Source organism: Qipengyuania sp. YIM B01966 (genome assembly GCF_016461955.1).
In the GTDB taxonomy this organism is placed as follows: Bacteria; Pseudomonadota; Alphaproteobacteria; order Sphingomonadales; family Sphingomonadaceae; genus QFOP01.
This window is the reverse complement of sequence record NZ_JADMNM010000007.1, coordinates 15,744-29,548: the sequence shown is the minus strand read 5'-3', so window position 1 is coordinate 29,548 and position 13,805 is coordinate 15,744. Positions and strand designations below refer to the sequence as shown.

Annotated in this window: 10 protein-coding genes; 6 read left to right on the top strand and 4 right to left on the bottom strand. The window is 68.8% G+C overall.

Translation table 11 applies throughout. The annotated features are described in order from the left end of the window. Window positions 1-8: 8 nt before the first annotated feature. On the bottom strand, window positions 9-1,847 hold the full coding sequence (locus ILT46_RS09080) for an amidohydrolase family protein (protein ID WP_199504331.1): 1,839 nt from the start codon (window positions 1,845-1,847) through the stop codon (window positions 9-11). Next, entirely contained in the window at window positions 1,844-3,889 is a 2,046-nt protein-coding gene (locus ILT46_RS09075) for an alpha/beta hydrolase family protein (protein ID WP_199504330.1), read from the bottom strand. The genes ILT46_RS09080 and ILT46_RS09075 overlap by 4 nt, the downstream gene beginning before the upstream one ends. 135 nt (window positions 3,890-4,024) lie before the next feature. On the opposite strand from ILT46_RS09075, the gene dacB reads away from it, so the two are divergent. Then, window positions 4,025-5,485 (top strand): D-alanyl-D-alanine carboxypeptidase/D-alanyl-D-alanine endopeptidase, encoded by a 1,461-nt coding sequence (dacB, locus tag ILT46_RS09070; protein ID WP_199504329.1) that lies wholly within the window; start codon window positions 4,025-4,027, stop codon window positions 5,483-5,485. Here dacB and ILT46_RS09065 read toward each other — a convergent pair. Next, window positions 5,482-6,492, bottom strand: a complete 1,011-nt coding sequence (locus ILT46_RS09065; protein WP_199504328.1) for a serine hydrolase domain-containing protein — start codon at window positions 6,490-6,492, stop codon at window positions 5,482-5,484. The genes dacB and ILT46_RS09065 overlap by 4 nt on opposite strands. Next, the gene (locus ILT46_RS09060) at window positions 6,489-8,012 is read right to left on the bottom strand and encodes a permease (RefSeq protein ID WP_233397150.1); all 1,524 of its coding nucleotides are present in this window, start codon (window positions 8,010-8,012) and stop codon (window positions 6,489-6,491) included. The genes ILT46_RS09065 and ILT46_RS09060 overlap by 4 nt, the downstream gene beginning before the upstream one ends. A 156-nt stretch (window positions 8,013-8,168) precedes the next feature. Here ILT46_RS09060 and ILT46_RS09055 point away from each other — a divergent pair, with 156 nt between their 5' ends. From ILT46_RS09055 to ILT46_RS09035, 5 genes are all read left to right on the top strand, one after another. Further along, entirely contained in the window at window positions 8,169-11,144 is a 2,976-nt protein-coding gene (locus ILT46_RS09055; protein ID WP_199504327.1) for a TonB-dependent receptor plug domain-containing protein, read from the top strand. A 455-nt stretch (window positions 11,145-11,599) separates the two neighbouring features. Then, complete coding sequence (locus ILT46_RS09050) at window positions 11,600-11,911, top strand: enoyl-CoA hydratase/isomerase family protein (protein ID WP_199504326.1); 312 nt, start codon at window positions 11,600-11,602, stop codon at window positions 11,909-11,911. A 25-nt stretch (window positions 11,912-11,936) separates the two neighbouring features. After that, entirely contained in the window at window positions 11,937-12,239 is a 303-nt protein-coding gene (locus tag ILT46_RS09045) for an enoyl-CoA hydratase/isomerase family protein (protein ID WP_199504325.1), read from the top strand. After that, on the top strand, window positions 12,236-13,159 hold the full coding sequence (locus ILT46_RS09040) for a CoA transferase (protein ID WP_199504324.1): 924 nt from the start codon (window positions 12,236-12,238) through the stop codon (window positions 13,157-13,159). Before ILT46_RS09045 ends, ILT46_RS09040 begins: the two co-directional genes overlap by 4 nt. Then, the gene (locus ILT46_RS09035) at window positions 13,159-13,803 is read left to right on the top strand and encodes a hypothetical protein (RefSeq protein ID WP_199504323.1); all 645 of its coding nucleotides are present in this window, start codon (window positions 13,159-13,161) and stop codon (window positions 13,801-13,803) included. Before ILT46_RS09040 ends, ILT46_RS09035 begins: the two co-directional genes overlap by 1 nt. The last annotated feature ends 2 nt before the right edge of the window (window positions 13,804-13,805 follow it).

The following is a 13,805-nucleotide window of genomic DNA, read 5'->3' as shown; positions in this document are numbered from 1 at the left end:
TCGCGGCGTCAATCGCGGTAGAACCTGACAGTGCCGAGTTCGAGCGTGGCCTCGCCCCCCGGTTCGCCGTGCAGGCGAAACACCAGCGCGCGCAGGCGGGCAAGGTCGGGCTGGGCGCCCTCGCCGCTGGCAAAGGTGCTGAAGGGGAGCCGTACCTCGCCCAGAGCCGCACCGCCGTCGAACGGCGCGCGGAACGCGGCGGAGCTGCGCCGGCCGTATTCGTCGAGTAGCAGCTCATACCGCACGGTTCCGCGCGCGGTAAAGGCTATCCCGGTAAAGCCGCGCGCATCGGCCGGCTGCACCGCGCCGGGGGTCAGCGGGATGACGAAATTGGCAAAGGGCGCCGGGGCCGCGCCGAATTTCGCATAGAGCAGCCGGCGGGGCGGCGCATCTGGCGCGGTAATCGCGTGCAGATGGCTGTGGTCAGTGCCAGCCTCGTTGGTGGCATCGGGCAGCGTGCCGAGGTCGGTCCGCCCATCAGCGCGCAGCACCGTATCGATCGGGCCGGTCATGCGCAGCGCCGGTAGCGGCGATGGCCCGTCCCGTTCGACCACGCGGCGCAGCGCGGCCAGATCAGCCGACCTCCCGGCCACGAATACCTGTTCGACCGCGTAGAGATCGCTCAGCCGCAGGTCGGGCCGGCCGCGCACCAGCAGCAGATCGGCGCGCATCCCCGGCGCAATTCGCCCACTATCCGCACCGCGCATCATGATATCGGCGCTGACGCTGGTGGCCGCCGCCAGCGCCTCGGCGGGGGTGAGGCCGAACTGCGCCAGCAGCCGGATTTCGCGGATCGCGGACGATCCCTGATAGACCCCGCCGATCCCCGCATCGGTGCCGACACCGACCGCCACCCCGCCTGCCTTCAACCGCCGCAGATTGTCCTGCAATATCTCCCACCGGCGCGCTTCATATTCGGGGGTCGGCGGGTCCGCGGCGCGCTCCGCCGCGTCATAAGCGCGCTCTGCGGCTGACAGACGCGCGGCTTCGGGCACGAGCAGCGCGCGCCCCGCTTGCGGTTCATAGACCGCCATGGTCGGGACATAGGCGGTGCCGCTGGCCCGCATCAGCGCAATCAACTCGTCATCCACCGGCGCATCGCCGATTCCGTGGCCCAGCGCATCGACCCCGGCGCGCGCGGCCAGCTTGGCCCCGGCCAGCGTCACCGTATGGGTAATGACCGGAATCCCCGCCTCATGCGCGCGCTCGACAATCGTCCGCAGCGTCGGCAGGTTCATGCTGTCGAGATCGGGCGAGCGGCCATAGCGCCAGCCATCGGCAAACACCTTGATCACGTCGGGGCGGTAGGCGAGGGCGCGGTCCATCGCCAATTCGGCCGCGCGCGGCGTGGTGACCTGGCGGGTGAAAACATCGCCCCAGCCATATTCGGTGCCGTGCCCCTGCGGCACGCCGAAGCGGATCGCCAGCGCCAGATGCGGCGCGGCAATTGCGTCCGATGCGCTGAGCTGGCGGATGGGTGCGAGCATCTCGCCCGATACCGAGAAATCGGCGACGCTGGTCACGCCGTGCAGCAGATGCGCCGCCCACGCCTTGGGCAGATCGTCCGGCGCCGAGGTGCCGGGCGAGCGCAAATGCGTGTGGAGATCGTGCAGCCCCGGCAGCAAGGTCATCCCGCGCGCCTCGATCACCCGCGCGCCGCGCGGTGCGCGCAGCCGCTGGCCGATGGCGGCGATCCGCTCGCCCCGCAGCAGCACATCGGCCGGAACCGCGGGGCTGCCGCTGCCGTCGAACACGTGCGCACCGCGGATCAGCGTCACGGGTTCGGGCGCGGCTGCCCCCAGCAACAACAGCGCGAATATCGCGAGGAAGGCGCGGAAAAAGCTCATCGCGGCGCCCCCAGCTTGCGCTCGAGGAAACCGGCGGTCGCCGTCAGCGCGCGAACCCAGCTGTCATGCCGGAAAAAGGAATGGCGTTCATTGGGAAACACCAGCTCCTCATACGGAATGCCGCGCGCCGCCAGTTCGCGGGCGAGCAGCACCGATTGCGCGAAGTCGACGTTGAAATCGTCATCGCCGTGGATCAGCAGCACGGGCGAACGCCACCCGTCGATCGCCGCGACGGGCGAACTGTCCCATTGCAGCTGCCGGTCGTCCTGCTGCTGCGCGGGCGAGCGCATGGTCGAGGGCGCGCGCAGCAGCGTATGCACGCCGTGGAGATCGACCCCGGCGGCGAACAGATCGCTATCCCGCGCGAGGCCGAGCGCGGTCAGATAGCCGCCCCAGCTGCCGCCCCACAGCCCGATGCGCGCACCGTCCACCTCGGGGCGCGCGGCGAGCCAGCGCCCGGCGGCGAGAATATCGCGATATTCGCTCGCCCCCTCGCGCCCGGTCTCCGCCGCATCGCGGAACGCCTGGCCGTAGCCGGTCCCGCCACGATAATTGACCGCCAGCACGGTAAAGCCGCGCGCGGCGAGATACTGGTTGAGCAGATAGGTGCGCGCATAATAGCTCGACGGATGCATCCCCGCGAGCATCTGCCGGCGCGGCCCGCCATGGATGAAGATCACCGCCGGATGCGGGCCGGGGCCGCGGGCGCGGAAGAGCTGGCCATAGACCGTCTGCCCGTCGGTGCTGGGGAAGCGGACCGATTGCGGCGCGTCAAAGGAACCCAGTGACGCTGGCTGCCGCAAAGGCTGCCAGCGCCCTTCGGCCAGCATCACGGGGTGCGCGGGCTGCGCAGTGTTGGTGGCGATGGCAGCCAGGGCCGTCCCCGCGACCACCGGGGCAAATTGCATCCCGCCAGCGCGGGCGACCGGCTGCGTGCGTCCGCCGGCCAGCGGCGTGCGGCGAATGGTGCGCCCGTCAATATCGGCGGAATTGTCAGCGTGGATCAGCACGTTGGCCCGCTCGTCGAGAGCGAAGCTCTCCACCTCGAACGCGCCGCGCGTCAGCGCACGCGGCGCGGCAGGTCGTGCAGGGTCGAGGGCATAGACGTGGAGCCAGCCGCTTTCCTCCCACGGGAACAGCAGCACGCCGCTGCGGCTCCAGAACAGATTGCGGCTGCGCGTGCCGGCATAACGCCCGCCCTGCCCGGCTGTCGGGCGCCAAAGTTCGCGCGCTTCCCCGGTGACGATATCAACATGGCGCAGCGACCAGTATGGTCCGCCACGATCTCCTGCCCCGGTGGGCGGATCGAGATAACGGATGAACGCGACCGCCTTGCCATCGGGCGAGAACACCGGCTCGACCGACTGGCCGAGACCCGCATCGAGATAGCGCAGGCGCGTGCCGTCAGCGTCCACCAGCGCGATATAGGAATTGTCCTCGCGCACTTCGCTCAGCAGCAAGGCGGTGCCATCGGGTGACCAGCTGAGCCGCCGCACCGACCCGCGCAGATGGGCAATGCGGCGGGCGGGTTCGCCAGCAGACGCCAGCCACAGCTGCCCCCGCCGGGTAAAGGCAAGCGCGCGGCCGTCGGGCGAGAAAACGGGCGAGTGCCCTTCGCCGACCACGTTGATCGTGCCTGCGCCGAGATCGACGAGCACCACCTCTTGCGGCGGGATCAGCGGGGCGCTGCCGGTGTTGGGCTGGCCTTCCTCATCCGCCCATTCCTCGTCCCCGCCGCGCACGAAAGCGAGCTTTCTCCCGTCCGGCGACAGGGCGAGGCCGTATATCTGGATGCCGTCATCCGCCTGATAGCGGGTCACCCGCCGCGCCGGCTTGCCCGGCCCGCCGACCCAGACATTGCGTACTCCGGAGGCGGTTTCGACCCAGGCGAACAGTTCGGTATCGCGTGCGCCAACGAGGCCGGCGGCGGCGGGCGCGGCCAACATCTCTGCGAGCCGCGGATGCGGCTGCGCGGCGGCAGGCGGAGTAAAAAACAGCGCCAGCAGGCAGCTGAAGAGGGCGAACAGGCGGCGCAAGCTCATGGGCCCATGAAAGCCTGCCGCTTGCCCCCGCGCAACCCCGAAGGGACCGGATTGCCCGGCCGTTATAGCGCGGCAAAGGCTCTGAAACATACGCCCCGGCTTGCAGCGCCGTCACGGGCGGGTAGGCTGTGCGGCATGGCCCTGTCACCACTCCACCGCACCTTCGCCCCTCTCCTCGCCGTGCTGCTGACGCTCGCGCCGCTGCCCGCGGCGGGCGCACCGCCAGCGCTCGAACAGGCGGTGGCGCAAGCCTTTGCGCAGGCGCCGCACGGCACGCGCTTCGGGCTGCTGGTGGTTGACGAGGATGGGCAGGAGGTGATCGCGGTGAACCCCGACCAGCGCTTCATCCCCGCTTCGAACACCAAGCTGCTGACCACTGCGGCGGCGCTGGCGATGCTGCCAGATGTTGGCGCGCCCGACCGCGCCGGCGGGGCGACTGTGGCGCTCGAGGGGCAAGACGCGGTCCTGCGCGGCCATGGCGATGCCCGCCTGTCGAGCGCGCCCGATTGCGTCACCAACTGCCTCGCCGCGCTCGCCGATGCCGTCGCTGCGCGGAGCCGGCATCTGCGTGCGGTGGTGGGCGACGATACGCGCTTTCCCGATGAACGATGGAGCCCGGGGATGAGCTGGAACAATATCTCCACCCGCTATGGCACGGGCATTTCCGCGCTGACGCTCGACGATAATGAGGCGGTGCTGACCATCACCCCGGGCGCTCCGGCCGCCGCGCCGACCGTCAGCAGCCTCGGCTATTACACGGTGACCAACCTTGCCGTAACCCGCGCGGGCGCCCCGACCGCGCTGGATATCATGCGGATGCCGGGCGAGCGCACCCTGCGCCTCACTGGCACCATCGCACCGGACGCCGCGCCGGCAACCCTGCGGATCGGGATCGACGATCCGGCGCATTATGCCGCGTGGCGGATGGGCCAGTTGCTGGCCGCGCGCGGCGTGCGGATCAGCGCCCCGCCAGAGGCCCGCCATCGCCCGCTGAGCGCGTCGGACGATCCGGCGCACCGTGGGGCCGGCACGGTCCAGCCCCTCGTCCCTGCGCCCGTTCTGGCGACCCTGACGGCCGCCCCGCTGGCCGAGGATATCCGCATCGTCAACAAGGTCAGCCAGAACCTCCATGCCGAATTGCTGATGCGGCGGCTGGGCCTGATCGAGGGGGCGGGCTCGCTGGCCGACGGGATCGCGATGGTCGCACGGCTGATGGCGGCCGCCGGCGTGCCGCGCACCGCGTGGGATCTGGCCGACGGGTCGGGCATGTCGAGCTACAACCGCATCGCGCCGCGCGCGCTGGTCGGCCTGCTGCGTTATGGGGCGAGCCAACGCTGGGGCGCGGCCTGGCGCGAGACGTTCCCCATCGGCGGCGTCGATGGCACGATTGCCCGGCGCTTTCGCGGCACCGCGCTGGAGGGCAAGATCTTCGCCAAGACCGGCACGCTCAACCAGACCAATGCGCTGTCGGGTTACCTCATCGCAGCCAGCGGGCGGACGCTGACCTTCTCGCTGATCGCCAATGATGTGCCGGGCGATGTCGGCGCGACCGGGGCGATGGATGCAGCGCTGGTGGCGATCGCCGCCGCCAATTAGCGCGCATCGGCGGCGGCAATCACCGCCTCGCTGGTGGCCGCGCGCAGGGCCATGATGTGGCTCTCGCGGTGGCGCGTGGGATGGACGCGGTTGGTCAGCAGCGTCCACGCCAGCCCGCGCTCGAAATCGACCCACAGACCGGTGCCGGTAAAGCCGGTATGGCCGATCGTTCCGGGCGAGCACGCTTCGCCGCCATGCCAGCCGGGATGGGCGATTTCCCATCCGCAGGTGCGATGGGCGTGAACGGGCGTGCGGATCGCCGCCAGCATGGCGGGCGACGCGCCCTCGCCGGTGAGCAGGCCGTGCGCAAAACCGAGCACGCCATCGGCCGTGCCGAACAGCCCGGCATGGCCCGGCGCCCCGCCCAGCGCAAAGGCGTTCTCGTCATGCACCTCGCCCCGCAGCATCCGCCCCCGCCAGTGACAGAACTCGGTCGCCACCGCCGGGCCGGGAGGCGGGCCGTAGCCGAGCCCCTCCTCCAGCGGCCAATCGCTGAGCGGCGCGCGGGTCAACCGCTCGACGGCAATGCCGAGCAGGATGAAATTGATGTCCGAATAGACTGGCGGGCCGTGATGCCATGCGCGTTGCAGGACAAAAGCGCGCAGGCGGGCCGGATCGTCGCCATAGGTGTAGATCGGCTCCACTGCCGGCAGGAAGGTCCGATGGGCGAGGCAATCGCGGAAGGTCAGCTGCCGCTCTGGTGCGCCGGCGACATCGTATTGCCGCAGATCGGGGATTGCATCGGTCAGCGGTCGGTCGAGATCGAGCAGCCCCCGCTCTGCCAGCGTCAGCACCATGCGCGTAGTCGCGATCAGCTTGGACACCGATGCGAGATCGAACCAGTGCGCGCGGGTTAGCGGTTCGGGCGCGGGCTCCAGCGCGGCATGGCCGGCGACGAACACCGCGCGTTCGCCCTCGGCGGTCACGATCCCCAAAGTTGCCCCCGGCACGTCGCCCCGCGCGACGGCTGCCGCTGCGGGCGCAAAGGCGCTTTCGGCACTGATCATCGCCCGTGCTCCGCCGCGCGGGCGACCCAAGGTAGGAAAATGAGCGCAGCGAGGCTCAGCACGCCGGAAAGGAGGAAGAACAGGTCAAACCCGTCATAGCCCAAGCGGTCGAACGCCTCGACCATTCCGCCGCCCGCACCCGACAGCAGGCGCGGCAGGAGGAAGGCAAAGCCCGTCAGAAAGGCATATTGCGCCCCGGCAAAGGCCGGCGTCACCAGCATCGAGAGATAGACCACGAATACCGCGCCGGCCATGCCATTGCCGAACTGGTCGGCGGCGGTGGCGATGTAAAGCGCCGTTGAGTCAACCGGCTGGCGTGCCAGCCAGACAAAGGCAAAATTGCCGAGTGCGGCGAAGCAGGCCGCGACCGCCAGTGCCCATCCCAAGCGCCAGCGCGCCGCCATCCATCCGCCGAGGCCGACCCCGACAATGCTCGCCACCAGCGCGACATAGGAATCAGCCAGCCCGATCGCGGTCAGCGAATAGCCAAGGTCCTTGATCATCGGCTTCGACAGGTTGAGCGCCAGCACATCGCCCATCCGGTAGATCGACACGAACGCCATCAGCGCCAGCGCGAGGGTGCCATAGCGCCAGAAGAACTCGACATAAGGGCCAAGCACGAGCGAGCGGCGCATCGGTGCGTGGGCGGGCATCCGGCGGATACGCGGCAAGGCGGCGGCGAGCAACAGGAACGGCACCATGCAGATGACAAGGACATAAGGGGTGACATTGGTCTGGCTGTCGATCCCCGCCCCAGCGGCCACCCCCAGCAGCAGCCAGCCCACCGCCGCTGCCGCCAGTGCCGCCGCGCCGAGGATCGCGCCGCTGGCGACCAGCCCGCTGGCAAGGGCCGGGACGCGCTGGCCCGTCTGCCCGCCCTCGCGCTCCATCGCGGCGAGGATGGGAAACGGCACCAGCGCGGCGGCCGCAACCGCGAGATAGGCGCCGCGCCAGCCCCAGCCGGGCAGATCGGCGATCAGCAGCGCGCCGCTGCCCGCTGCGACCATCGCCGTGCGATAGCCCCACAGATTGGCCGCCGCGAGCGGGGCCTGCGCCTCCTGCGTCGGAGCCAATTCGATCCGCCAGGCATCGGCCGCCACCTCCAGCGTGGTGGTCCAGAAGGCGAGCAGGACGGCGAACAGCGCGGTCAGCGGCAGGTTCCGGTCGCCCGCGGTCAGCGCCATCGCCACCAGCGCGGTGAAGATGCCCAGTTGCGCCAGCATGATCCAGCCGCGCCGTTTGCCCCAGAACCGCCCGAACCCCGGCACGCTGTAGCGGTCGAGCAGCGGCGCCCAGACGAATTTGAAGGTCGGCAGCAATTGCACCCAGGCAAAGAAGCCGATCACCACCAGCCCGACCTCGTGCGCCTGCAGGCGCAGCGCCAGCACGGTCGAGAACATGTAAAAAGGCAGACCGGCCGAAAAGCCGAGCATGATGTAGAGCAGCCGCCAGCGCAGCCCATGGTGCTCCGCCGCAGCAGCCGATGAAGGCAGCCCCTGCTGCACAACCGTGCTCGCCATCATTCCCCCTTCCCCTCGTTTTGCGGTGGGTAACACGCCCTAAGGCTGCTGACAGGCCCAATGACGCCAGGTTATGCCACCGGCAAAAGAAACTATGGTGCCCGGCACCATTTGTGTTTCTTAATGTCGTCGGACCGTCACACGAGGGGGATAATCATGAGCGCGGCGAACGCATTGAAATTGGGCTTCTTTTCGAGCTGCGCACTGGCCGCTCTGACAGTCGCGGGCAACGCGGCGGCGCAAACCGCGCCGGCGGCCGCCACCGATCCCGCCGACCCGGCAACCGAAAGTTCGCGCGAAATCGTCGTCACCGGCACGCGCATCATGCGCAGCGGGTTCGAAGCGCCCACGCCGCTGACGGTGATGACGGCCGAAGATATCGCCAACTCCTCGCCAACCAACAATGTCGCCGATTTCGTCAACCAGCTCCCCTCGATGGCCGGTTCGACCAAGCCGGCCAATTCGCGGCTCAACCTGTCGAGCGGGCAGGCGGGTATCAACGCGCTCAACCTGCGGAACCTGGGCGAAACGCGCACGCTCGTGCTGCTCAATGGGCGCCGCTCGGTGCCCTCGACCGTCACCGGCCTGGTTGATATCAACACCATTCCGCAGGCGCTTATCCAGCGGGTCGAGGTGGCGACCGGGGGTGCTTCTGCGGCCTACGGATCGGACGCGGTCGCGGGTGTCGTCAACTTCATCCTCGACACCAGGTTTGAAGGGCTGAAGCTGGAAGGCGACGCCGGGATCACCCATTATGGCGACGGGTTCAACTATTCGGGCGGCATCGCCGGCGGAATGAGCTTTGCCGATGGCCGGGGCCATGTGCTGCTGGCGGGGGAGATCGCCCATACGGACGGTATCTTCCAGATTGACCGGCCGTGGAACCAGACCGGCAATGTCCGCATCCAGAACCCCAACTGGACCGCGACCAGCACCGAACCGCAATTCCTCATCCGGACGCAAGTGGGCGCGGCCAATTCGACCCCGGGCGGCCTGATTACCGGTTCGGCTGGCGGCGTCGCCAACCGGCTGCGCGGGATCTATTTCGGCCAGGGCGGCTCGATCAACCAGTTCCAGTATGGCGCGCTGACCTTCCCCTCGCCCACCGGCGCAGCAGCACCCACACTGACGCAGGGCGGTTCGTGGCAGGTCAACGATTCCGGCCGCCGCATCGGCCTTGCCCCGGAAGATGATCGGCACGGCGTGTTCGGCCGCCTCAGCTACGAGGTGAGCGATGCGTTCGAGCTGTTCGCCGAGGGTTCGTACAACTGGCAGGAAGTCTATTTCAACTCCGGGCCGAACCTTGCCACCGGGATTACCCTCAGGCCCGACAATGCGTTTCTGCTGAACACGCTTGGCGCCGCCCGGCTGGCCGGCATCACCAGCGTCACGCTGGCTACCACCGCCGCCGATTTGCCGTTCCGCGTGGCCAACAACAAACGCAATGTGCAGCGTTATCTGGTCGGCGCGCAGGGCGATTTCGACGCCTTCGGGCGGGCCGCGCATTGGGACATTTACGGCCAGTATGGCCGCGCTGAAATGCGCGAGCAGCTGCGCAACATCATGAACCTGACGCGGATGGCCAACGCCACCGACGCGGTATTTGCCGCCGCCGGCAATCCGGGCGGCTATGCCGCCGGGACGATCGTGTGCCGGGTGAATGTCGATACCGTGACCACGAATGACGACCGCGCCTGCGTGCCGCTCAACCGGCTCGGCATCGGCGTCGCCGATCCGGCGGCGATCGGATACGTGCTGGGCGATCCGTATCGCGACCAGACGATCGAACAATATGTCGCCGGGGTGAACCTTGCCTTCAACCCCTTCGCCACCTGGGCCGGTGACGTCAGCATCGCGGTGGGGGCGGAATATCGCAAGGAACAGATCGACGGCTTCGTGCCCGAAGAGTTCCAGCCGGTCTTCACCACCAATGCCAGCGGCAATGTCACAACGAGCAACCGCTGGTCGGTCGGCAATTACCTGCCGACCAAGGGCGAATACGACGTCAAGGAAGCCTATCTCGAAACCGCCATCCCGCTGGGCTTCGGTCTTGAATTCAACGGTGCGGTGCGGGCCACCGATTACTCGACCGCCGGCTATGTGACCACCTGGAAGGCAGGGGCCATCTGGCAGCCGATCGAGGATATCCGCCTGCGGGTGACGCGTTCGCGCGACATCCGGGCGCCCAACCTCAACGAACTGTTCCAGGCGGGGTCTGCCAACAGCGATTCGGTCCGCAACCCGGCCTTTACCCCCGGCGGCACGGCACCGGCCAGCTTCGGCTATTCGGGTTTTGTCACGGGCAACCCCAACCTGCTGCCGGAAAAGGCGGATTCGTGGAATATCGGCGGCGTTCTCACCCCGCGCTTTCTGCCGGGCTTTGCGTTTTCAGCCGACTATTTCCGCATCGACCTCGACGATGCGATCGACACGATCAGCGCGCAGGAAATCGTCAATCGCTGTTACGAAGGGCTGACCTTCTATTGCGACGCAATCAGCAACGATCCAATCCGCTCGACCCCGACGCAGCCTTACCTGCTGATCCGCAACCAGCCGTTCAACTTCGCCCGTCGGCTGGTGCGGGGGATCGATTTCGATGCGTCGTACCGCCTGCCGGTGGATCGCTGGTTCGATATGGAGAATGCGGGCCTGACGCTGCGCGCGCTGGCCACCCGTTACATCGAGAACTTTACCGATACGGGCATCACCGGCGTCGTTCCGGTCAACACGGTCGGCGTCAATGGCGGGCAATATTCGACGCCCAAATGGCTCTACCGCGTCAGCGCGACTTACGATACGCCCAGCTTCGCCGCGACGGTGGTGGGCCGCGGGGTAAGCGCCGGTCGCTACAGTGCCACCGCCATCGAATGCACGGCCAATTGCCCGGTTTCGACCACCCAGGCGCCGACTTATGACGATCTCGATATCAAGGGCACGTTCTACACCGACCTCAATTTGACGGCGAAGGTCGATATTGGCGCCGATCGGGAGGGCGAATTGTTCCTCAACATCACCAACCTGTTCAACGAAGGGGCGATGATCCTGCCGGAGACGGGGCTGGCCGCGAACCCGACCTTCTCGGACCTGTTGGGCCGGTCGTACCGCGTCGGGTTCCGCATCCGCCTGCGGTGACATGTCTGCTCGGCCGGGCCGCCGCGCGTGGCCCGGCCGAGCAGCACGCAGCGCGCGCACGAGACAACTTGCCACGCCCTCGGGCTTGCCCGATGAGGTTCGCGTGCCACCCGCCCCACCCCCGCTTGATCCGTTAGCGGCCGAAGCCTGGTCGCCGCTGACGGGCCAGCCGCTGGCCCTGGTCGAGCTGAGCCGCGGAGAGGACTATCCGTCCGCCCCGATCGTCATCGGGATCGACCGCGCAGGCACTTTACCCGAAGTCGCCGTCCACGATTTCGCCGCGCTCGTCACCACCTGCCCGACTGCCCCTGCCCCGTGGGTCTCGGTCGCGCCCGGCCGGCTGACGGCAGCTTGCCCTTATCGCGGCAAATATCGCCGCCGCGCCGCTAGCGGCGACCACCTTCGCCCGCGTTCTGCGCATCGGCGAGCAGCTGCCCTTTGCCGAGGCGCTGGCGGTGGAACCGCTGGCCTATTCGACGCTGCTGGGCGGCGACGAGTTCAGCAATTGGCGTGCCGCGACCCAGCGCCCGCCCTTGTTGCCAACTGCCACCGAGCTGGTGCGCTATGACCGGTCTGGCGCGCACGTCACGCTGACGCTCTCGGCGCCGGACACCAACAACGCGATGAACGCGCCAATGCGCGATGCCTTGTGGGAAGGGCTGGCCAATGTGCTGGCCGATCCCTCGCGGCCCGACGTGACCTTGCGGGCCCAGGGGCGCTGCTTCTCGACCGGGGGGGGCGCTCGACGAATTTGGCCGCGCCGGTGACCTGGCAGCCGCGCACCACATCCGCATGGCGCGGTCGGCGGCACTGCTGCTGCACCGGATGGGCGACCGGGCGCGCGTCCGTCTCCACGGCGCCTGCATCGGTTCGGGGATCGAGATACCCGCCGCCGCGGCGCGCCGGATCGGTTCGGCCGATCTGCTGGTGCAACTGCCCGAACTGCGCATGGGCCTGATGCCCGGCGCCGGGGGCACCGCAACGCTGGCCCGCGCCATCGGCCGGCACCGGCTCGCCTGGCTGGTGTTCGGCGGCTTCCGAATTGGCGCGGCGCAGGCGCTCGACTGGGGCCTGATCCACGCGATCGCGCCATGATTGGCCGCTTGCGTCACCTGTTATCCGAACGGCTCGCGCCCTTCGGGCTTGGCGCCGCCGATGTGCTGATCCGCGATGCGCCGGGCGGCTTGCAAACGCCGGGGCGGGTGTCGGCCAATCGCCACTGCCGACTGCTACACACGGCGGATGGCTGGGCGGCGCTTAATCTTGCCCGGCCTGACGATTACGCGCTGATCCCGGCGCTCACCTACGGTGCCGGCGACGATTGGGAGGCGGTCGCCGCATACGCCGCGACCACGACCAGCGCCGCGTTTGTCGCGCGGGCCGCAGAAATGCATGTGCCGGTCGCGCTGCCGGGCGAGGCCGAGCCGATCACGCTTGCCGGCGCGCCGACCGGCTGCCCGCTCGGCACAGTGCTCGACCTCTCGGCACTGTGGGCCGGGCCGCTCTGTGCCGGGCTGCTGGCGCGCGTGGGGGCCGAGGTTGTGCGGGTCGACAACAGCGCGCGGCCAGATCCGACTCCGCGCGCTTCGCCGGTGCTCGATCATTTTCTCATTGGCGCGAAAATGCGACTGGCGCTCGACCTGACAGCAGCGAGCGATCGGGCACGACTCCACCGCTTGGTGGCCGACGCCGACATTGTCGTGACCAGCGGCCGCGCCGCAGCGCTCGCCCGGCTGGGGCTGACACCGGAAACAATCGCCCATTGCACCTGGGTCGCGATCAGCGGGCACGGCTTTACCGGAGCCAAGGCGATGCGGGTCGGTTTCGGCGACGATTGTGCGATTGCCGGCGGCTTGATGTCGTGGTCCGACGGAGAGCCCGCCTTTTTCGGCGATGCGCTGGCCGATCCGCTGACCGGGGTCGAGGCGGCGCGAGCGGTGCTGGCGGGTGAGACCGGCCTGATCGACCGCCCGCTGGCCGGCATCGCCGCAGCCTATGCCGCGCGGATCAGCTAATGCGCCTGACGATCCGCAACGTGACGATGATGGACGACACACGTACCGATATCGTTCTCGAGCGCGGCCAGATCGCGAGAGTCGGCCCCGGACCGGACATGGAGGGGACAAGTATCGACGGCGGCGGAATGACCGCGCTGCCGGGCCTGCATGACCAGCATATTCACCTCCTCGCCACCGCCGCCCGCGCACGCTCGATCGACTTGGCGGCAGCAAGTAGCGAAGCCGCGATCATCGACCTGCTGCGCGCGCCACGCGCGGCAGCCATGCTGCGGGCGACCGGCTATGACGAGCGGGCCGCCGGCCTGCCCGACCGGGCGGTGCTCGACCGCTGGGAGGCTGACAGACCCTTGCGCGTGCAGGACCGCACCGGCGCGCTGTGGGTGCTGAACAGCGCAGCGCTGGCGTTCCTGCCATCGGGCGGCTTGCCCGAAGGGGCCGAACGTGACGCCAGCGGGGCGCTCACGGGCCGGTTCTGGCGCTGCGATCAGTGGCTCGCTGGCGCGCTCCCCTCACCCCCGCCCGATCTCGCCGCGCTGGGGACGGAGTTGGCCCGCTATGCGTCACCGCCGTCACCGATGCCGGGGCACATAATGGCCCGGCGGAGGCGGCGCTGCTGGCCGGCGCCCTGCCACAGCGCCTGACC